The sequence below is a fragment of the Lentibacillus kapialis genome (genome assembly GCF_014646635.1).
In the GTDB taxonomy this organism is placed as follows: domain Bacteria; phylum Bacillota; class Bacilli; order Bacillales; family Amphibacillaceae; genus Lentibacillus; species Lentibacillus kapialis.
The window spans coordinates 51,584-72,047 of the sequence record NZ_BMNQ01000010.1; the positions used below are offsets into that span (position 1 = coordinate 51,584).

The window sequence follows — 20,464 nt, forward strand, 5'->3', positions numbered from 1 at the left end:
GGGGGATATTCCGGGTCTTTTTATAACGTCAGAAAGAAGAAAAACTTCGGAATTCGCTATAAGGACGAGGCGAATGCCGCGTTTTTCTTAGAAAATAAGAATAAAATTTGATTTTACCACAATACCCAAGACGATGGTATTTTAGCGTACCTCACTATTGGACAGGCCAGGTGGTTTGAATCATCCAGCTTGGCGGATCCTCCCTTCCGCTATTTGCATCAATTAAGTCAATTTAAGCATGTTAGCGGATCCTCATTCCGTTATTTTGTCTTTTTGTTCCCGTTTTGCCGAGTTTTTACCTGAATAGCGGAATGAGGATTCATTATGGCACTAAAAAGGGTGATTTATGTCTATTTAGCGGAACGAGGATCCGTTTAGTACAGAAAATCCGGCCTCGGCGGATTCTTCCTTCCGTTATTTGCTTCCTGGAAACGCAAGCCTGGGCTGGGGAGATATTCCCGAGGCAGGGTTCAGCTGTGAAACGTGTTGGGAGAGGTGGTATCCCGCACATGGACAGGAATACGAACTATCGGTTTTTCTAATGATGCGCCAAGAGAAGATCCTGGTTTTCTTGCTTGGAACAACAGATATTATCTGTTAAAAGTGTCGGAACTTTGATAATATAAATCCGTATAGGATATAGGAACTAATTTTAAATGGGGGAAACGATAAGTATGCGACAGCCACCGGTCAACCGGATTGCGCCCGATGCCATCAAAGCATGGAAAATAGCGGCTGCAATCGCTGAAGGGGTAATCTGGCTAATAACGATTGCACTCTTCGTATTGACATTTATATTTGAATTTTCTTATTGGTATACCGCCGGAGCCGTTTTAATCAGTGTGATAACGACTGTTTTATTTGTGTTTATTCTACCTAAGCTGCACTGGAAGAGATGGCGCTATGAAGTGTTCGAGCAGGAGATTTATATTCAGCACGGAATCCTGATTGTGTCTCGCACGCTTGTACCGATGATCCGTGTACAGCACGTCGATACAAAGCAGGGACCGATTCTGAAAAAATATAGCCTGGCAAGTGTGGAGATTTCGACTGCTGCCACCACGCATGAAATTCCGGCCCTGCTTGAAGAGGACGCATCAGAGTTAAGAGACAGGATTTCAGCGCTGGCGAGAGTGGATGAAGACGATGTTTGAAGCGAAACGACTACACCCGGCAGCTATTATTTTTAATTTGATTAAAACGATAAGGGAGTTTTTATTTGCCATTATCCTTGGTTTTATTACATTCAGGGATGAATCATTGTTGTATTTCGGTCTGATTTTAGCAGGTCTCGTGATTATTTTTATCGTGTCCAGTGTATTGACATGGTATCGCTACACGTACCGGATTGAAGATGATGAACTGCGGATTGAATATGGCGTTTTTATCCGAAAGAAACGTTACATATCCAAAAACCGTATTCAATCGATCGATCTGACATCAGGCATCATTCACCGTATTTTTAAATTGACAAAGGTGCAGATTGAAACGGCAGGGTCCGGAACGAGTGCTGAAGCCTCGCTCAGTGCGGTTAAATTGGCAGAAGGGGAAGCTCTCAGGACAGAATTAAAAACATCCGCATCCCGGCAGGCTGCAGAAGGGGAGTTCCCTGAAGAAATAGCTGAGGAATTGAACCCGTCCTCTACAATCAGCTTTAAGCGGTTATTTATCGCAGGGACGACATCAGGGAGTATCGGAGTCATTATGGCCCTGGCAGCAGCCGGTTTTTCCGAACTTGAACAATTTATTCCGGAGTCCTTTTATGATGAGACACTGGAATGGGTCATCGGATTAGGAATCATCATTGTAATGGCGATGGCCATATTTATCTTATTACTTCTTTGGCTATTGGGAATTGCCGGAACGATGATTAAATATGGCAAATTTACGATTACGAAAACTGAAAATGAGCTGTTTATCACGCGCGGTCTTTTGGAAAAAAAGCAATCGACCATACCGTTAAAACGGATCCAGGCTGTAGGTATTCAGGAAAGCGTGATCAGACAGCCGCTCGGCTATGTGACAGTGTTTGCAGAAATCGCTGGCGGTTCCATGGATAAAGGGGAAGATTTTTCATCGATTCTTTTTCCAATTATGAAGCGGGATGAGGTGGAACTGTTTCTGGAAACCTTCCTGCCGGATTATGCAGGTATTCAGCATGAGCTGACACCATTGCCGAGGCGGGCACGGAAATTTTATATTTTGCGTTCCTCAGTATTGTTTCTGTTGATTGTTGCAGTAGTAGCCACTTTCCTTCCATCGTTTGTCTGGGTGCCGATTCTTCTGCTAATGGTTGGTGGCATATTCCTGGGATGGCTCCGTCATAGGGATGGCGGTTTTAATGTAGAGGGCCAAAGGCTGACAATAAGGCATCGTGTGTTCAGCAGAAATACCATCATGCTGTATCATAAACGGATTCAGGCATTTGAGAAAAAACAGCATAAAGTGCAGCGTTTGCAGAGGCTTGCCAGTATGACACTCTCAATAGTCGGAACAATGGGGACGGGTACACACTTTACCATTAAAGATCTTGAGGAAACACATACCGATGAATTATCGGATTGGTACTCTCGGAGAAATTAAAAAGGAATCGGCTTTTATAGCCGATTCCTTTACAATATTCTGCTGAATAGTCCAAGTATGACGAGGATCCCCAGGATAATCCAGAGACCTCTTTGGAACACTTTTTTATTGCGCTGTTTTTTTTGCCAGCGATCAGGATCAAACTGAATGGATCCGTCGTCAACGTATTGCCGCCCTAGCCTTGGCGAATACGGTCGGACATTATTCAATAGAAGCGGGGCGAGCGCAAAGCCGCCGATAAAGCCAAATACATGAGCATAAATATTAATGCCTGATCGTAAAAATGTCATGATCAGACCAATCACTAAAATGATAGTGACAATCTGAGTACTTGAAGGATCGATTAAATGCTTGCGAAAAGCGATCATGAATGCATAAATACCAAACAACCCGTAAATGGCTCCCGATGCACCTACGTGTGAGTAAAGTGTCGGGCCAAGCAGAAACGTTGCGAGATTACCGATAAGACCTGCTCCAAGGAAAGCGGTGATGAACTTCATTTTACCGAGCATCTGTTCCAGAGCAGGCCCGAATAGAACAAGTGCGAATGAATTAAACAGAACATGCATAAGACCGGCATGGAAAAAGATCGCTGTTATCAACCGCCAGTATTCACCTTGGCTGATATAGAAGTTGACTCCCATCCCCCATTCTCTAATCCAGTTTCCGAGCGGAGTCTGCAAAAAACCGGTCAGAAGCCAAAGCACTAACTGAATAATGACTAGCCAGGCGACTGCCGGATATAATTGTATAAATTCCTTAACGCTGCGTTCGTTCCGTATAAACATGATGGTTCTCCTTCCCTTTTCGGAAAATGCTTCTGTTCTTAAGGCTTTCAAAACCCAGGTTTTATGAACAGGTGCTCCAGGGTAGTATTATAATAGTATGGCATTCTATAGTATGACCATTTTAATCTTACTAGAATACGCGCTTTTAGCATAATGATATACAATATTCCGCAGAGAGGGAAGCGATTTTATGATAAAGGGTATAGGGATTGATTTGATTGAACTGGACCGGATAGAGCATAGTGTGCGACGAAACGGGCGATTTGCCGGTAGAATTTTGACACAATCGGAGAAGGCAATTTATGATGCGTTGAAGAATAATCGAAGACAGATTGAATATCTTGCCGGCAGATTCGCTGCCAAAGAGGCGTTTTCAAAGGCAGCCGGACAGGGTATCGGAAAATTGAGTTTTAAAAACATCGACGTGACAACAGATACATATGGTGCACCGGTAATGCATGTTACCGGCTGCGAAAACTGGAACATCTTCATATCCATTACGCATAGCAGAGACTATGCAGCTGCGCAGGTTGTTATAGAAGTGACAGAGTGAATTTTCTTTGTAACGTCAGAAAGTATAAATGATGGATGACCTTATAAGAAAGCTTCGGCATTTGCTATAAGGCGAGGCGAATGCCGAGTTTTTCTAATCGAGTGGATTTGCATAATTGAAAAGGTTGTCTCATATATTCTAGTGCGGGCAGGAGGGAATAGCGTGTATATTGTCACCGCAGAAGAAATGTACGGTATGGATCATGGTGCTATTCATGACATAGGCATTGATGGCAGAATGTTAATGGAAAATGCAGGCAGGGCAATGGCAGACAAAATGGAAGAGTGCATCAGAAAAATGGATCGTATCCGAATTTTGACCGGGAGTGGAAATAATGGCGGCGATGGGTTCGTAATTGCCAGAACATTGCTGAATAAAGGGTACAAGGCAACCATTGTTCAGGTTGTCCCGGATGAGAAGATTTCAGGTGATGCGCTTTTTCACAAAGAATTATTTGTCAGATGCGGCGGGGATATCTGTGTTAACCGTCAGCCCTCAGAAATCAGGGTGATCATACGGGAAGCGGACGTGATTGTCGATGCCATATTGGGGATAGGTACAAGGGGAGTGCTCCGCAAACCGCTTGATGAGATCGTCACTATCATGAATGAGTCGGCTGATTATATCATTTCGGCAGATATCCCATCAGGACTGCCGGCTGACGAAGGTATCGGGGAGTTTCAAGCGGTACAAGCCAGTAAGACAATTGTTGCCGGATACCCGAAAATAAGTGCGTTTTTGGAATCCACATCAGCTTATTACGGAGAGTGGTCGGCGGTGTCATTTGGGCTTCCGAAGAACGTGACAGCCAATCAAATACAACGGCAGATATGGACGTCTGAAAATTTTCAGGCGACGATGCCGAAACGGAGGCGTAACGCCCATAAAGGCAATCATGGGCGCGGACTGGTTATCGGCGGCAATCCGGAGATGCCTGGATCAATTGCGATGACAGCCAATGCTGCATTACGAACAGGCGCCGGTCTGATAACGGTTGCTACAGCCAATAATGTGATTCCGACAGTCGCATCACATTGTCAGGAAGCAACCTATTTGGCGCTGGGTGATACAGAAGGCTTTTTGAACGGTCAGACAGCCATTCCTTTTGATCAGTTTGATGCGGTTGCCATAGGCATGGGGATTGGGCGTCATGAAGGAGCAGGCAAGCTGATAAAAGAAGCAGTTGCGTCACAGTGTTCCCTGATCGTGGATGCGGATGGTCTGTATCATTTGAAACGGCTGTTGGAAAGCCTCACAGAACGCTCGGGTCCTGTTGTTCTGACACCGCATCCGGGGGAAATGGCGATGCTTTTGGATATGTCAGTTCCGGAACTGCTGCAATCACCGTTTGCCTATACAAAAATGTTTGCTAAAAAATATCAGGTTTACGTGATTCTTAAGGGGATGTTTACGATCATCACGACACCTGAAGGCTCACAAACCGTCAGCACCGTCGGTAATCAGGGGCTTGCAAAAGGTGGAAGCGGCGATGTTCTCTCAGGAATCACTCTGGCCATGATCATGCAACCCCAGACTATTTCCGATGCGCTATGTAATGCCTGTTTCGTACATGGAAAGGCTGCTGAGCTGCTCACTGAAGAGACACATTCGGTCTATGACCTGATGGCTTCTGATGTCATTGAGGGAATCAATGGTGTCTATCGTACATTTCTTGCAAAATCGTGATGATAGCCTTCCCTTTGTCAGTTAAACAGCCCGCAAAATGTTTGAATGTGACAAGGGAGATATGTCCATGAGAAAAATGTTTGGAATGTGGGTTGTGATTGTCTTTGGCTTAATCTTTGCGCTCTCTGCCTGTGGTGAGCAATCCCAGGAGGACGTTGTGAAAAAACTGGAGTCAAATCTCGAATCCATGAACGGATATAAAGCCAAAGCTGAAATGACGATGAACACCGGGCAGGAGAGCCAGAAGTATAAAATAGACATCTGGCATAAGAAAAAAGATCTGTACCGTGTGGAACTGAGCAATGACCAGGATGATAAGGGAAGTCAAATCATTTTGAAAAATAAAGATGGGGTTTTTGTTCTGTCACCGGCATTGAATAAAAGCTTCAAATTTCAGAAAGAGTGGCCGGAAAACGGCAGCCAGCCATACCTTTATCAATCACTTGTAAACGACATTCTGAAAGATAAGGAAGCGAAATTTGAAGTAGGCGAGAAATACTATGTTTTTGAAACGGAAACAAATTATCAAAGCAACAATAATCTTCCATTCCAGAAAGTTTACTTTGATAAAAAGTCTTACACGCCGGTAATGGTGGAAGTTCTTGATAAAGACCGTAATGCTTTGGTACAGGTTAATTTCTCGGAATTTGATACAGACCCCACTTTTGAAGATGACGACTTTGCGAGAGAGAAATATATGAAAGAGGAATCCTCCGAAGAAACGGCCTCCGGTGATGGAAAAACGGATGCATTCAGTGTTGTATACCCGCAAAACATGGCAGGCTCTGAACTTGTTGAGGAGTCACAGGTTGAAACGGAGAATGGTGAACGGGTTATCATGACATTCGCCGGGGAGAAAAAATTCACATTGGTTCAGGAAAAACAGGAAGTTGTGCCGACCATGTCTTCTCCGCAGATGGTGGATGGCGAAATCGTAAATTTAGGTCACGCGATAGGCGCCTTGTCCGATAACACCATTGAATGGTTTAGTAACGGAAAGAACTTTGTCCTGGCAAGTGAGGAACTAACCAGGGATGAATTAATTGAAGTGGCACAGTCTGTCAAAGGCAAAGAAGTGAAGTAGATGAAGTGTAGTAAGCAGACTCTGACAGAGAGGGGGTCTGCTTTTTATTTTCGCATTTTTCAAGTAAAATATAGAATAAATCGATAAAAAAGAAGGGGTTTGTATGGACACGAAAATGTATCGGAATACATGGGCGGAAGTGGACCTGGAAGCAATCAGCTATAACATTCGGCAAATGCGGAACAGATTGCCGGGACATTGTGCGGTTATGGCCGTAGTCAAGGCTGATGCATACGGTCATGGCGCGGTAGAAGTTGCTGAAAAAGCACTGGCATCGGGCGCGAAGATGCTTGCAGTGGCATTGCTGGAAGAGGCGTTTACATTGCGTGAAGCCAATATCACAGTGCCGATTTTGGTATTCGGGCAGGTGCAGCCTGAGGATGTCCCGACTGCGGCAGATCATGATATCACGTTAACGTGTTTTCAAAAGGAATGGGTGCGCGATGTGAACCGATTATCACTTCCATTACCGGTGAAAGTACATATGAATTGGGATACCGGCATGGGACGTGTGGGCCTAAGGACAGAAGAAGAATTAAAGGCCATCACAAAAGAGATCCACAGCAGCTCGTCAATTCGTTTAACCGGTGTTTATACACACTTTTCCACGGCTGATGATGCCGGTTTCGATTATTTTGAAATGCAGCATAACCGGTTCAAGGAGTTTCTTGATATGTTTAAATCTATCCGTCATGAGCCGACAGCGGTTCACATCGGCAATAGCGCCGCATCGATACGCTTTCCCGAGCGGATGTATGACTATATCCGGTTTGGCATTGCAATGTACGGCTTATACCCCTCAGATGTTTTAAAAGAGGAATATGACATTGACCTGGAGCCTGCCTTTTCCCTGCACAGCAGACTTGTTCATGTGAAAAAAATGGACGCAGGCGAATCCGTCAGTTACGGCGCCACTTATACAACGGAATATGAGGAATTCATCGGTACAATACCGATTGGCTATGCCGATGGTTGGATCCGTAAACTGCAAGGGATGGATGTCTTGATTGAGGGGGAAAGAATGCCAATTGTTGGTCGGATCACGATGGATCAGACCATGATAAAACTTGATAAGGAATATCCTGCAGGGACAAAGGTAACGTTAATAGGTAAGCAGGGTGACAATGAAATAGAAACCGATGAAATCGCAGAGAAACTGGACACGATCAATTATGAAATACCATGCATGATATCTAATCGCGTTCCAAGATTGTATACAACGAATTGAGTTTGTAGAAAAACGCCCTTGATGTGAAGCTTTTGTCAAAATTCGTTGGCATAATAACAGTCTGAAACAATATGATAATAACAGGAGCAGATTCAGCATGTTTTATGCGTACAGGATAATTCAACCGTATATACCAGCCTACAGCCAGGTAAAATGTGCTACAAGAAACACAGGTTTCCCAAAAAAGAATTCCAAGAAGCCTTTGCAAACCATTCTATACAATGATATTATTGAAAAGAATTCAATAAAGATCGTCTTTACAAGTTCTCGGAGGTGTATGGTTTTGTCAGAGAGCTCACAGGAAATTTCAGTAAGATTACCAAAGAACCTGCTAAATGAGGTGGATGGGCTAATGAAGTATGAGAATAGTGATTTAAGTGATTTCATTTGTCAAGCAACAAGAAATTATCTGGAGCATAAAAAAGAAGAGCATGTCCAGCATTTTCGTGAATCGATGCAGCAAGGGTATATGGAAATGGCTAACATTAATCTGACAATCGCTTCAGAGGCTTTTCAGGCCGAAGAAGAAGCTGAGAAAAATAATTTGCAGCGTTCAGTGATCGGGGTGTAAGGCACTTGATTGTGCAAAGAGGCGAAGTTTATTTCGCCGACTTATCCCCTGTAGTGGGATCAGAACAAGGCGGTATACGTCCGGTTCTGATTCTGCAAAATGATATCGGTAACCGCTTCAGCCCGACGGTTATTGTTGCTGCTATAACTGCTCAGATTCAGAAGGCCAAACTCCCGACACATGTAGAAATAAACGCGAAACGGTATGGATTTGACCGTAACTCGGTTATATTGCTGGAACAAATCAGAACGTTGGATAAGCAGCGGTTGACCGACAAAATCACAAAGCTGGATAAGCATATGATGGAAAAGATTGATAAAGCGCTGGAAATCAGTCTTGGACTAAGAGAAATGTATGATCAATAGGAGGCATCCCTATTCCTGAGTGGAAATAGTAGGATGCTTTTTTTGTAATGTCACAAAGTATAAATTATTTCTTACTGCCTAAGTGCACTGAAGTTGAGCTTTATCGAATTTTGACTGAATTTATGGTAAAATGTGTACAACAAATACATTAAATTGAAAGCTATTTATCGTTCGGTGATAAATAGTAGGAGGACAATATGGATAGGGAATTCAAAAAGATAGTATTGGATAACAGTGATGTTATTGTTCAGAAGTGGATTGATGAGATTGACACATTGAAAGGGTTTAATTACTCTGACAGCGTTTCGGAGGAGTTGCTGGAGAGCACTAACCGGGAATTTGTCAATATCATTTTCAGCAGCATTAAGAATGAAGGCGATACAAAGCAACTGAAAGAATTCTCTGAAAAACTGATCAACCTTGGCTGGAAAGTCAGCTACATAACGGATGGACTCCAGGTATTCAGACGGGTAACAATTGACTTTATCCTGCAGCAATCTGATCAAATTGATACCAGCTATATTTCCGAACTGCTGCATAGCGTAGATGAGTGGGTTGAGCCGCTTATCAGACAGCTTGTTAATGAGTTTTCGGGAAACTGGGAAAACATCCTGTCCTTGCAGCGTGTAGCCCTCCAAGAACTATCTGCCCCGCTTATTCCAGTGATGGATAATATCACCATAATGCCGCTGGTTGGAACAATTGATACGGAGCGTGCCAAATTAATTATGGAAAACCTACTTGAAGGGGTTACGCAGCATAATTCCGAGGTAGTATTAATTGACATAACCGGTGTGCCAGTTGTGGACACAATGGTTGCACATCACATTATCCAGGCAGCTGAAGCAGTTGGCCTCGTTGGAGCAACGTGTATTCTGGTGGGTATACGCCCCGAAATTGCCCAAACAATCGTGAATCTTGGCATCGACCTCGGTAAATTCCCGACCAAAAGCTCACTAAGAAAAGGGTTCATCAAAGCCCTTGGGCTGACTGACCGTAAAATTATCCGGACGGAAGAGAATAATGCTACGATTGAACAAATGATTGAATCGCTTGGCGGGGAGTGATAACATGCGGATACCTATTCTAAAATTACATGATTATTTACTTATTTCAATTCAGACAGAAATTGATGATAATACAGCTATACAGTTTCAGGAGGATTTATTGGATAAAATACACCAAACAGGTTCAACAGGCGTTGTCATTGACTTGACGTCAGTGGAAATCATCGACTCTTTTATCGCGAAGGTTCTTGGGGATGTCGTGACAATGTCAGACTTGATGGGCGCTAAAGTTGTTCTAACCGGTATCCAGCCGGCAGTTGCCGTCACACTGATCGATTTGGGTGTGCACTTGAAGGACGTGCCAACAGCGTTAAACTTGGAACAAGGGCTGGTTAAATTACACCAGGAATTGGGGGATTGAGTATGGATCTCAAATCCTGTGTAGATATTAATCAAGAGTGGGATATTGTTAAAGCGCGTCAGCTTGGAAGGGCAAAGGCGCGCGGAATCGGGTTTGGAACGGTGGATCAAGCTCGTCTGGCCACTGCTGTATCAGAACTCGCCCGTAATTTATATTTATATGCGGACAGGGGAAAGATATGCTTTGAAATCACTGATGAATTGGACCGCAAAGGTTTGTGTGTGATTTCGCTTGATGTTGGTCCCGGAATAGAGAATATCAGTCGCGTGATGGAGGATGGGTACTCCACATCGGGCGGACTGGGGGCCGGCCTTCCGGGGGTGAAGCGTCTGGTGGATCAATTTGATATCCACTCAGAAGAAGAGCAAGGGACTGAAATCAGAGCAATAAAGTGGCTGAGATAACATAAAAAAAGTATCATCAAAGGGGCCATAAGGGGGACGAGATAAATGGAAACAATGGATACGGATATCAGCAATTACCGCAATTTATTAAGACATTACATTGAAATACGTGATGAACAATCTCTTTATGGTGCCGAGCAACTTAGTAAAGCATTTATAAAAGACAATATCCCGCCTGATGAGATTATCAACCTTCATATCCAGGCAATGTCAGAGTTATATCCGGATATACCGGAGTATTTTCAGTATTCCATGAGTTTCCTTCTGGAAGTTATGATTGCTTACGGTATGGCTCACCAGGAATATCGCTCACTGAGAGAAGAACAGTCGGAACTGAAATCGGAAATCGCTGTAGCAGCTAATATGCAGGATACCTTGCTCACCACTACAAAGCCCGAGATTGATGGTTTGGATATTGGTGTTGTCAGTGTTCCGGCACACCAGATGAGTGGTGATTATTACCATTTTCTCATGGGCGGGGATGATTCGCTGGGAATAGCGATTGCCGATGTCATCGGTAAAGGAATACCCGCAGCATTAGCCATGTCAATGATTAAATATTCCATGGACAGCCTGCCTGAGGCAACAATGAGTCCCAAAACGATACTAAAAAACTTAAATCGGGTTGTTGAGCGAAACGTGGATTCCAGTATGTTTATCACTATGTTTTATGCTCAATTCTTTCCGTATGAGAATAAACTTTGGTACGCATCGGCCGGTCATGAGCCCGGTTTTCATTATAATGCCGAAGCGAAAACATTTAATGAAATTAAGGCAAAAGGGCTAGTGCTTGGTGTAACCCCTGATACTGATTACCGGGAATATGAACGGACAATCCATCAAGGTGATATGGTCATTTTACTGACAGATGGTGTAACGGAATGTAGACAAGGTGATCGTTTTATCGAAACGGAGGAAGTATTGGAAATAATTGAGAAGTACGCTGATTATCCGGCGCAGGAAATGGTTAATAAAGTGTATAAGCATTTTGAGCGGATGCAGGACTTTCAGCTGCGTGATGATTTCACACTGATTGTTTTGCGTAAAGAAGTTTAATCGTCGTCTTTTTCGGGAATTGACCGCTAATACGTATTACGGAAACAGAAACATAATACAGGAGGGTGCAGATGAATTTGAACATTGATGTTGCGGAGGGAAACGAGAAGTCTGTAGTGAAACTTTCAGGTGAAATTGATGCCTATACTGCGCCGGAATTGAAAGATAATGTATTGCCACTGACAAAAAAGGAAGGGCATCAGACGGAAATTAATATGGAAAATGTGCATTATATGGACAGTACGGGCCTTGGTATATTTATTAGCGCATTAAAGTCAACGAATGAGAACAATAGCACCATGCGTTTAGTTGATTTACAGGACCGTGTTTTGCGATTGTTCCAGATTACAGGCCTTGATGAATTAATCACGATTGATACTGCAATCCGGGGTGGAAATGAATAATGGAAAAATTTGATTTTGTGGAAATGAAAGTACCCGCCAGAGCCGAATATGTCGGTGTTGTACGGCTTAGTATATCAGGAATTGCAAACCGCCAGGGGTTTGCATATGAGGCAATCGAGGACTTAAAAGTGGCTGTGTCCGAAGCTATTACAAATGTTGTCGATCATGCCTATTATCAAGAGGGAAATGGTGAAGTAACGATTGGATTTGGTGTATATGATGACCGACTGGAGGTAATGGTATCAGATCACGGAGACAGCTTTGACCTCAGTGAAATCAAAGGGGGGATTGGACCATACGACGGGACAGAGTCTGTCGAAAGTTTATCCGAAGGCGGCTTCGGTCTTTTCTTGATTGATGCATTAATGGATAAAGTTGAAATCAATAACAATTATGGCGTTGCAGTTTTAATGACGAAGTACCTTCATGAAGCAGAGGTGGGTCTTGGTGACAACCAAATCTCAAAAAGCCAATAAGAATCAGGACGACATTTATCAGTGCATCAAAGACCTCCAGAAAGATCCCGAAAATGAAGCGCTCCAGGAAAAAGTTGTACTTGCTTATACGGATCTGGTTGAATCCATCGCCAGGAAGTACTCAAAAAACGGCAGTATACATGAAGATCTGACCCAAGTGGGCATGATTGGTCTGATTGCTGCAGTAAGACGTTATGATGCGTCATTTGGCAAATCATTTGAGTCATTCGCCATACCGACTATTATCGGTGAAATCAAACGGTTTATCCGTGATAAGACATGGAGTGTCCATGTTCCGCGTCGGATTAAGGAATTAGGTCCGAAAATCAAAAAAGCCGCAGACGAGCTGACGACGGAAAACCAGGAGTCACCGACCGTCTCGGAAATTGCGGATTATTTAAAGGTGTCCGAAGAAGAAGTGCTTGAAACAATGGAGATGGGTAAAAGCTATAAAGCCCTGTCCGTCGACAGAAAAATTGAGGCAGATTCTGAAGGCAGCACTGTAGCCATTTTGGATTTGGTCGGCAGTCATGACACCGGTTTTGACAATGTCGATCAACGGATGTTGTTAGAAAAAATACTTCCTGTTCTTTCCGAGCGCGAACAGGAAATTTTGCGATGCACTTATTTTGACCACATGAGCCAAAAAGAAACCGGAGAAAAACTCGGTATCTCCCAAATGCATGTTTCAAGATTACAACGCCGCTCATTACGAAAGTTGCGCGATACACTCCAGAATGAGAATGCGGAGATTCCCGATTGAAGAGACGTGGTCATGTAGAGACAGCTGTCTTCCAAAAGGCAAAAAAGAATCAATATTATTGCGGTGACAGCTATTTTTACACAGAGACCGAAAATGAGTATATTTGTGCACTCGCAGATGGTTTGGGTAGCGGCGAATTCGCAAAGGAATCTTCTGGGATTGTGGTCAGTGTTATAAGAGATAATATTGATGCATCGGTCGAGCAGCTAATCAAAAAATGTAATCAGGAACTGACAGGAAAGCGCGGGGCAGTAGTCGGGATTTTGAGAATCAATTTTCGAGCCCGGCAATACACGTTTGCTTCGATTGGAAATATCGGTATTCTGACCATTGATGAACATGGAAAGAAAAAGCGGAGCATTCCGAATGCCGGTTATCTTGCCGGTTACCACCGTCCATTCAAGATTATGACAGATGAACTCGGGCATGAAAGGCGATTTATTTTATTTTCCGATGGTGTCACGGATCAGGATTTATCACAGCGATTTTTATTGAACATGGATGTGCAACAGGTTGTTCAGAAATATGCTGATTATACAGAAGGCGTCATACGAACAGATGATACAACCTTAATTGCAATAGGTTATCAAGATTAGGATCGGTTAGGAAATGGCCGGTCTTTTTTTCTTTGGCAGCTTTTTGGTAGAATGAAGATGTACATATAGAATTGTCAGCTGAACGAGGAGGAACGAATGTGACCACTGAATTGGAGCAATGGGTAGCGAATGAAGCAGATGTAAAAGTTGCTACGATAAAAAAAGTAATCGCCCTAATGGATGAGGGCAATACAGTGCCATTTATTGCCCGTTACCGAAAAGAAGTGACAGGCGGACTGGATGAGGTTCAAATCAAACTGATTCATGATAAGTGGCAATATGCCGTGAATCTGGCCGAGCGAAAAGAAGAAGTTATGCGGTTGATTGATGAACAGGGAAAGCTTACCGAAGAATTAAAACATGATATCACAACAGCCACACAATTGCAGCGTGTGGAAGATTTATACCGTCCGTATAAACAAAAACGCCGCACTAGGGCTGCAAAGGCGAAGGAAAAAGGACTGGAGCCTTTGGCCATACGTGCGTGGGAACAGGAAGCAGCCGATATTTCCAGTGAAGCAGCAAATTTCTTATCTGACGAACATGAATTGAATACCATTGAGGATGTACTTAAAGGTGTTCATGATATTATAGCTGAATGGATTTCAGACGACCCGGAGTATCGTGACTACATTCGCAGTGAGACGTTCAAACGCGGCATGGTTCATGCGGAAGGTAAAGATACTGACAAAGACGAAAAAGGCATCTATGAAATGTACTATGCATATGATGAGGCTGTTCGTTCATTGGTATCACATCGCATCTTAGCTTTAAATCGCGGTGAAAAAGAGGATGTGCTGAAGGTTTCGATTGAGCCCCCGACCGAGCGCATACTGGAATATTTGCAGCGCAAAGTGATCATAAATAAGGCCAATCGGGAAACCGCAGACCTGCTTCAGGAAGTAATCGAAGACAGCTTCAAACGGCTGATTCTCCCAGCTGTGGAACGGGAAATCCGAAGTACCTTAACAGAAAAAGCGGAAGAACAAGCGATTGAGGTATTTTCCAAAAATCTGAAAAACCTCCTGCTTCAGCCACCGTTAAAAGGAAAAATGGTGCTCGGTGTCGATCCGGCATACCGCACAGGGTGTAAACTAGCTGTCATTGATGAAACGGGTAAAGTCCATAAGGTGGATGTTATATATCCGACGCCACCGAAAAAGGATACAGCTGGTGCCGAGCGACTGGTTTTGGAGTATATTCGCCAATTCGACGTGGAGCTGATTGCAATTGGTAATGGCACAGCATCAAGAGAGACCGAACAATTCATTTCCGACGTGATCGGCAACCATTCATTGGATGTGTCCTATATCATCGTCAATGAGGCCGGGGCGAGTGTATATTCTGCATCCAAATTGGCACGGGAGGAATTTCCGGACCTCCAGGTTGAAGAGAGGAGCGCTGCCTCGATTGGCAGAAGGATTCAGGATCCATTAGCTGAATTCGTGAAAATTGACCCGAAATCGATCGGGGTCGGACAGTACCAGCACGATGTTAGTCAAAAGGCATTGCATGAGTCTTTGACGTTTGTGGTGGAAACTGCAGTCAATCAGGTCGGGGTCAATGTCAACACAGCTTCACCTTCACTATTACAGTATGTCGCCGGTTTAAGCAAAACTGTTGCTAATAATATCGTGAAAAAGCGCAATGAAGATGGAAAATTTACTGCCAGGGATCAGCTCAGGAAGATTCCGCGCCTTGGTGATAAAACTTATGAGCAGGGTATTGGCTTTTTGCGTGTAGTCGATGGTGAAAATCCGCTCGACCGGACCCCAATCCACCCTGAGAGCTATAAGCAGGTTAAACAACTTTTGCAATTAGTTGGGTGTGGCGTACAGGATGTTGGAAGTGAGAAACTCCGTGCCAAACTGGAAACAGTCAATATAAAAGAAACAGCCGATGAACTGGATATTGGCGAACCGACGTTAAGAGATATTGTTACGGCATTGAGCCGGCCTGAGCGGGATCCGCGTGATGATTTGCCAAAACCGCTCTTGAAACAAAACGTTTTATCAATGGAAGATTTACAGACGGGTATGGAAATGCAGGGCACCGTCCGCAATGTTGTCGATTTCGGTGTATTTGTGGATATTGGCGTGAAACAAGACGGGCTGGTTCATATCTCCAAAATGGCTAATCAATTTGTTAAACACCCGATGGATATCTCTTCGGTAGGTGATGTCGTCACAGTTTGGGTGGAAAATGTCGATATCGACAAGGGACGAATTGCCCTTTCAATGGTTGAAAATAAAAAAAGCTGATGATCTTATGTGATCATCAGCTTTTTATTATAACGTCAGAAACTATTAATTATAGGCAAGTTTATAAGAAAACTTAACTATTACCTAACGTTTTCTGGAACTTTTAATCCCAATCCTTCCGCAACACGCTCGCCGTATTCAGGGTCAGCTTTATAGAAATGCTCAATTTGACGCAATTTGATGTCGTCATAATCAACTTTCATCATATGATCAACGACATTTTGGATGAGACGATCTTTTTCATCCGTACTCATTAAACGGTACAAATCGCCTGCCTGTGTATAATGATCTTTCTGCGAATAAGCGACGCTGTCAGCATTACCGTATATTTCGAATGGGTTGATTTTGGTCTCCGGGTCTTCTTTTGGTGCTGTTTCATACCGGTTCGGTTCATAATGAACGGAACGGCTGCCATTATCATAGCGCATTGGACCGTCGAATTGATAGTTCGATGTGTTTGCATCGTTAAGTGGACGGTTAATCGGCAGCTGCTGATGGTTGGCACCAATGCGATAGCGTTGAGTATCCGAATAGCTAAACAGGCGGCCTTGCAGCATTTTGTCCGGTGAAGCCTCGATTCCTGGTACCAGATTGGCTGGTGACAAGGCAGCTTGCTCGACTTCTGTGAAATAGTTTTCTGGATTGCGGTCAAGTGTCATACGGCCGACTTCAATGAGTGGATAGTCTGCATGTGACCAAATTTTTGTTACATCGAATGGATCCCATTTATAGTCTTTTGCATCGTCGTAAGGCATAATTTGAACATACAGTGTCCATGAAGGATGGTCGCCTTTTTCAATGGCGTTGTACAGGTCTTCTGTATGATAGTCAGGGTTTTTGCCGGCCAGTTCGTCAGCAAGATCCACATCAAGTCCTTTAACTCCCTGATCCGAGATGAAGTGGTATTTAACCCATACTGGTTCGCCATTATGATTGACCCATTTGAACGTATGGCTACCATAGCCGTTCATATGACGGAAGGTTGCGGGAATACCGCGATCACCATGTAAATAAGTTACCTGATGAAGTGATTCAGGTGAATATGACCAGAAATCCCAAACCGCATTTTTGTCTTTTAAGTGTGTACGCGGATTTCTTTTCTGGGTATGGATGAAATCAGGGAATTTAATCGCATCACGGATGAAGAAAATCGGTGTATTGTTTCCAACTAAGTCATAGTTGCCTTCCTGGGTATAGAATTTAACTGCAAATCCTCGCGGGTCACGGACTGTATCTGCAGAACCCAGTTCGCCGGCAACCGTTGAAAAACGTATAAACATGGGGGTTTGTTTACCTTTTTCATTTAAAAAGTCAGCTTTTGTATATTTTGAAATTTCATCATTTGTAACCTCGAAAACGCCGTGAGCGCCTGCACCTTTTGCGTGCACAACACGTTCCGGTACACGTTCTCTGTCAAAATGAGCCATTTTTTCTAAAAAGTGAACGTCTTGAATTAATGTTGGCCCTCTTTCGCCTGCAGTGATTGAATTCTGATTATCACCAACAGGAGCGCCGGAAGCAGTAGTCATTCGTTTCTTTTCGTTACTCACTACTTGAACACCTCTCCTTATTGAATCATTTTGTACATGTTCTATTATAATACAAATCTATCAAAAATCAATATTTATTTAAAATTATTGTAAATAAGCAAGGCTGCAAAACAATCATTTAATATTTATGATTGCTATGGTAGAATGTAGTTGATTAGCCTATGAGGATGGTATTTATGCGTCTGCTGGATGAAAAAGAGCTGAATGAAATCGTGCATGACACATCAACAAGGTTTTTCGGGAAGCCCTTTCATGATAAGGCGATTTATAACTACCGGCTAAGAACAACCGGCGGACGATATAATCCCGCCAAACGTACGATTGAAATGAACCCTCAATATATATCTGAGTTTGACCATGAAGAGATTATCGGCATTATTAAACATGAACTTTGTCATTACCACCTTCATATAGAAGGAAAAGGATATAGACATGGTGACAGGGATTTTAAAAACCTTTTAAAGGCAACCGGATCACCAAGGCATTGCTCACCGCTGCCATCAGTTAAAAAACGCTCTAAGCATACATACAGATGTCAAAATTGCGGTCACACATACAGACGTGTCCGCAGAGTGAACTTGGCCAAATATCGCTGCGGAAAATGCAGAGGAGAATTGGTTGCGGAAAGTGAGAACAGCTAAAAATGATTTGTCTATAAAATGACTGTCATGGTTATTGACGAAACATTTATCACATGTTAAATTAAGTAAGCCTTATAATTGGTATATAAAGACTGAAGCTTTCAAGCAGTTGTTAGACAAACTTGACATTAGGTTCGTCTTATTGCGAATGTCGACGTTTTTCTTATAAGGTTATCCATAATCTATATTTTCTGACGTTGCTTTTAAAACTTTTTTGAACAGGTTATTGACATTAAAGCTTATCTAGTGTATTATATCTCTCGTTGCAGTTAATCGGCGCTTTAATTTTGTAGTGTAAAAAAGCGCGGCATCACTTACTTAAATGGTACGCTTTAGGACAGGTTGTCTCGCGGGGACCTGCGAGGAGTGCGGCTTCAACGAATAATTTTGCAACACGACGAGCACAAAACATCTGATTATATACCATGATAGTCCTTTTAAAATTATTCCACAGTAGCTGGCCGCAGGCATCATCGAACAGCTTCCAAGTGCAGGCCTGCGAGGAGTGCGGCTTCAACGAATAATTTTGCAACACGACGAGCACAAAAACATCTGATTATAATACCATGATAGTCCTTTTAAAATTATTCCACAGTAGCTCAGTGGTAGAGCAATCGGCTGTTAACCGATCGGTCGCAGGTTCGAATCCTGCCTGTGGAGCCACTATACGGAGAAGTACTCAAGTGGCTGAAGAGGCGCCCCTGCTAAGGGTGTAGGTCGTGTAAACGGCGCGAGGGTTCAAATCCCTCCTTCTCCGCCATATCATGGCCCGTTGGTCAAGTGGTTAAGACACCGCCCTTTCACGGCGGTAACACGGGTTCGAATCCCGTACGGGTCATTGTTTATCTTTTATCTAAATTCGGTTGGGTCCGGTAGTTCAGCTGGTTAGAATGCCTGCCTGTCACGCAGGAGGTCGCGGGTTCGAGTCCCGTCCGGACCGCCATTCGTTGGGCTATAGCCAAGCGGTAAGGCATCGGGTTTTGATCCCGTGATTCGCTGGTTCGAATCCAGCTAGCCCAGCCATTTTCGATTTGAGAATGGGACGGTTAAAAACATTTTCCGATTATGATTTCGGGTGAAGATATTTTATAATTTAACATGAGCCATTAGCTCAGCTGGCAGAGCATCTGACTTTTAATCAGAGGGTCGGAGGTTCGAATCCTCCATGGCTCACCACTTTTTGCGGATGTGGCGGAATTGGCAGACGCGCTAGACCCAGGATCTAGTGTTTTACGACGTGGGGGTTCGACTCCCTCCATCCGCATCTTCATCATCAATATGCTGTGAATTCACGGCATTTTATTTTGCTTGAATACGCGGTCGTGGCGGAATGGCAGACGCGCTAGGTTGAGGGCCTAGTGGGAGTTTATCCCGTGGAGGTTCAAGTCCTCTCGACCGCATTTCAATTGTTGACAGACTTTCATTTTATCGGTATAATGAACAATGTCGCTTTAAAGCGCCCGTAGCTCAATTGGATAGAGCGTCTGACTACGGATCAGAAGGTTAGGGGTTCGACTCCTCTCGGGCGCGCCATTCCATAATAACGGGAAGTAGCTCAGCTTGGCAGAGCACATGGTTTGGGACCATGGGGTCGCAGGTTCAAATCCTGTCTTCCCGACCATCGAAAGCTTATTAAGTTATCTATCTGTTTCTTGCGGGTGTAGTTTAGTGGTAAAACCTCAGCCTTCCAAGCTGATGTCGTGGGTTCGATTCCCATCACCCGCTCCAATTAGGGGCCTGTAGCTCAGTCGGTCAGAGCGCACGCCTGATAAGCGTGAGGTCGGTGGTTCGAGTCCACCCAGGCCCATTTTGCTCCTTGAAAACTGAACGAAACAACCAGTATGACAAAGATGTCAGAGGTAAGCGGCCATTCGTCGGAACGTTTGTTTTGACGAAAGGGTCATCAACCCCTGAATGGATTTTTTGGCAAGAAAGCCATGTAAGAGATTGATCGGTGTCAATCTTGTTTCAAACTTTTTTATTGGAGAGTTTGATCTTGGCTCAGGACGAACGCTGGCGGCGTGCCT

General features: G+C 43.7%; 20 protein-coding genes and 12 tRNA genes. 30 read left to right on the plus strand and 2 right to left on the minus strand.

Annotation, left to right across the window (positions count from 1 at the left end):
- Positions 1 to 674: 674 nt before the first annotated feature.
- Entirely contained in the window at positions 675 to 1,154 is a 480-nt protein-coding gene (locus tag IEW67_RS06045) for a PH domain-containing protein (protein ID WP_188632167.1), read from the plus strand.
- Positions 1,147 to 2,583, plus strand: coding sequence for a PH domain-containing protein (locus tag IEW67_RS06050; protein WP_188632168.1), 1,437 nt, complete (start codon positions 1,147 to 1,149; stop codon positions 2,581 to 2,583). Before IEW67_RS06045 ends, IEW67_RS06050 begins: the two co-directional genes overlap by 8 nt.
- Before the next feature lie 29 nt (positions 2,584 to 2,612).
- On the opposite strand, the gene IEW67_RS06055 is transcribed toward IEW67_RS06050, so the two are convergent.
- Positions 2,613 to 3,371, minus strand: a complete 759-nt coding sequence (locus IEW67_RS06055) for a rhomboid family intramembrane serine protease (protein WP_188632169.1) — start codon at positions 3,369 to 3,371, stop codon at positions 2,613 to 2,615.
- A gap of 190 nt (positions 3,372 to 3,561) precedes the next feature.
- On the opposite strand from IEW67_RS06055, the gene acpS reads away from it, so the two are divergent.
- From acpS to IEW67_RS06130, 15 genes are all read left to right on the plus strand, one after another.
- On the plus strand, positions 3,562 to 3,924 hold the full coding sequence (gene acpS / locus IEW67_RS06060; protein WP_188632170.1) for a holo-ACP synthase: 363 nt from the start codon (positions 3,562 to 3,564) through the stop codon (positions 3,922 to 3,924).
- Between the two features lie 162 nt (positions 3,925 to 4,086).
- Positions 4,087 to 5,610, plus strand: coding sequence for an NAD(P)H-hydrate dehydratase (locus IEW67_RS06065; protein ID WP_188632171.1), 1,524 nt, complete (start codon positions 4,087 to 4,089; stop codon positions 5,608 to 5,610).
- A gap of 67 nt (positions 5,611 to 5,677) precedes the next feature.
- On the plus strand, positions 5,678 to 6,694 hold the full coding sequence (locus IEW67_RS06070; protein WP_188632172.1) for a LolA family protein: 1,017 nt from the start codon (positions 5,678 to 5,680) through the stop codon (positions 6,692 to 6,694).
- Positions 6,695 to 6,797: 103 nt separating this feature from the next.
- Positions 6,798 to 7,922, plus strand: coding sequence for an alanine racemase (gene alr / locus IEW67_RS06075; RefSeq protein WP_188632173.1), 1,125 nt, complete (start codon positions 6,798 to 6,800; stop codon positions 7,920 to 7,922).
- A 283-nt stretch (positions 7,923 to 8,205) separates the two neighbouring features.
- Positions 8,206 to 8,493 carry a CopG family ribbon-helix-helix protein gene (locus tag IEW67_RS06080; protein ID WP_188632174.1) on the plus strand — a complete coding sequence of 96 codons (288 nt, stop codon included), beginning with the start codon at positions 8,206 to 8,208 and terminating at the stop codon, positions 8,491 to 8,493.
- Between the two features lie 5 nt (positions 8,494 to 8,498).
- Positions 8,499 to 8,858 carry a type II toxin-antitoxin system PemK/MazF family toxin gene (locus IEW67_RS06085; RefSeq protein ID WP_188632175.1) on the plus strand — a complete coding sequence of 120 codons (360 nt, stop codon included), beginning with the start codon at positions 8,499 to 8,501 and terminating at the stop codon, positions 8,856 to 8,858.
- Positions 8,859 to 9,055: 197 nt separating this feature from the next.
- Positions 9,056 to 9,925, plus strand: coding sequence for an RsbT co-antagonist protein RsbRA (rsbRA, locus tag IEW67_RS06090; protein ID WP_188632176.1), 870 nt, complete (start codon positions 9,056 to 9,058; stop codon positions 9,923 to 9,925).
- Positions 9,926 to 9,929: 4 nt separating this feature from the next.
- On the plus strand, positions 9,930 to 10,286 hold the full coding sequence (locus IEW67_RS06095) for an STAS domain-containing protein (RefSeq protein WP_188632177.1): 357 nt from the start codon (positions 9,930 to 9,932) through the stop codon (positions 10,284 to 10,286).
- Between the two features lie 2 nt (positions 10,287 to 10,288).
- Entirely contained in the window at positions 10,289 to 10,690 is a 402-nt protein-coding gene (locus IEW67_RS06100; RefSeq protein ID WP_188632178.1) for an anti-sigma regulatory factor, read from the plus strand.
- Between the two features lie 45 nt (positions 10,691 to 10,735).
- The gene (locus IEW67_RS06105) at positions 10,736 to 11,746 is read left to right on the plus strand and encodes a PP2C family protein-serine/threonine phosphatase (RefSeq protein WP_188632179.1); all 1,011 of its coding nucleotides are present in this window, start codon (positions 10,736 to 10,738) and stop codon (positions 11,744 to 11,746) included.
- Between the two features lie 71 nt (positions 11,747 to 11,817).
- Complete coding sequence (locus IEW67_RS06110) at positions 11,818 to 12,150, plus strand: STAS domain-containing protein (protein WP_188632180.1); 333 nt, start codon at positions 11,818 to 11,820, stop codon at positions 12,148 to 12,150.
- Positions 12,150 to 12,626: an anti-sigma B factor RsbW gene (rsbW, locus tag IEW67_RS06115; protein WP_188632181.1), complete on the plus strand. Its 477-nt coding sequence runs from the start codon at positions 12,150 to 12,152 to the stop codon at positions 12,624 to 12,626. Before IEW67_RS06110 ends, rsbW begins: the two co-directional genes overlap by 1 nt.
- On the plus strand, positions 12,598 to 13,389 hold the full coding sequence (gene sigB / locus IEW67_RS06120; protein ID WP_188632182.1) for an RNA polymerase sigma factor SigB: 792 nt from the start codon (positions 12,598 to 12,600) through the stop codon (positions 13,387 to 13,389). The genes rsbW and sigB overlap by 29 nt, the downstream gene beginning before the upstream one ends.
- Positions 13,386 to 13,985 (plus strand): SpoIIE family protein phosphatase, encoded by a 600-nt coding sequence (locus IEW67_RS06125; protein WP_188632183.1) that lies wholly within the window; start codon positions 13,386 to 13,388, stop codon positions 13,983 to 13,985. Before sigB ends, IEW67_RS06125 begins: the two co-directional genes overlap by 4 nt.
- Before the next feature lie 98 nt (positions 13,986 to 14,083).
- Complete coding sequence (locus IEW67_RS06130) at positions 14,084 to 16,246, plus strand: Tex family protein (RefSeq protein ID WP_188632184.1); 2,163 nt, start codon at positions 14,084 to 14,086, stop codon at positions 16,244 to 16,246.
- 80 nt (positions 16,247 to 16,326) lie between these two features.
- On the opposite strand, the gene IEW67_RS06135 is transcribed toward IEW67_RS06130, so the two are convergent.
- Positions 16,327 to 17,775 carry a catalase gene (locus IEW67_RS06135; protein WP_188632192.1) on the minus strand — a complete coding sequence of 483 codons (1,449 nt, stop codon included), beginning with the start codon at positions 17,773 to 17,775 and terminating at the stop codon, positions 16,327 to 16,329.
- Positions 17,776 to 17,972: 197 nt separating this feature from the next.
- Between IEW67_RS06135 and IEW67_RS06140 the strand changes: the two genes are divergently transcribed.
- The 13 genes from IEW67_RS06140 (at position 17,973) to IEW67_RS06200 (ending at position 20,244) form a co-directional block, all read left to right on the plus strand.
- Positions 17,973 to 18,437 carry a SprT family protein gene (locus IEW67_RS06140; RefSeq protein WP_188632185.1) on the plus strand — a complete coding sequence of 155 codons (465 nt, stop codon included), beginning with the start codon at positions 17,973 to 17,975 and terminating at the stop codon, positions 18,435 to 18,437.
- Positions 18,438 to 19,025: 588 nt separating this feature from the next.
- Positions 19,026 to 19,100: transfer RNA gene (locus IEW67_RS06145), tRNA-Asn, on the plus strand.
- Positions 19,101 to 19,106: 6 nt separating this feature from the next.
- A tRNA-Ser gene (locus IEW67_RS06150) sits at positions 19,107 to 19,197 on the plus strand.
- 6 nt (positions 19,198 to 19,203) lie between these two features.
- Positions 19,204 to 19,275, plus strand: a tRNA-Glu gene (locus IEW67_RS06155).
- A 28-nt stretch (positions 19,276 to 19,303) separates the two neighbouring features.
- A tRNA-Asp gene (locus IEW67_RS06160) sits at positions 19,304 to 19,380 on the plus strand.
- Positions 19,381 to 19,385: 5 nt separating this feature from the next.
- Positions 19,386 to 19,460, plus strand: a tRNA-Gln gene (locus tag IEW67_RS06165).
- Positions 19,461 to 19,537: 77 nt separating this feature from the next.
- A tRNA-Lys gene (locus IEW67_RS06170) sits at positions 19,538 to 19,613 on the plus strand.
- 6 nt (positions 19,614 to 19,619) lie between these two features.
- Positions 19,620 to 19,701: transfer RNA gene (locus IEW67_RS06175), tRNA-Leu, on the plus strand.
- 52 nt (positions 19,702 to 19,753) lie between these two features.
- Positions 19,754 to 19,837: transfer RNA gene (locus tag IEW67_RS06180), tRNA-Leu, on the plus strand.
- Positions 19,838 to 19,893: 56 nt separating this feature from the next.
- Positions 19,894 to 19,970 (plus strand) — tRNA-Arg (locus IEW67_RS06185).
- Positions 19,971 to 19,981: 11 nt separating this feature from the next.
- Positions 19,982 to 20,058: transfer RNA gene (locus IEW67_RS06190), tRNA-Pro, on the plus strand.
- Between the two features lie 33 nt (positions 20,059 to 20,091).
- Positions 20,092 to 20,165: transfer RNA gene (locus tag IEW67_RS06195), tRNA-Gly, on the plus strand.
- Between the two features lie 5 nt (positions 20,166 to 20,170).
- Positions 20,171 to 20,244: transfer RNA gene (locus IEW67_RS06200), tRNA-Ile, on the plus strand.
- The last annotated feature ends 220 nt before the right edge of the window (positions 20,245 to 20,464 follow it).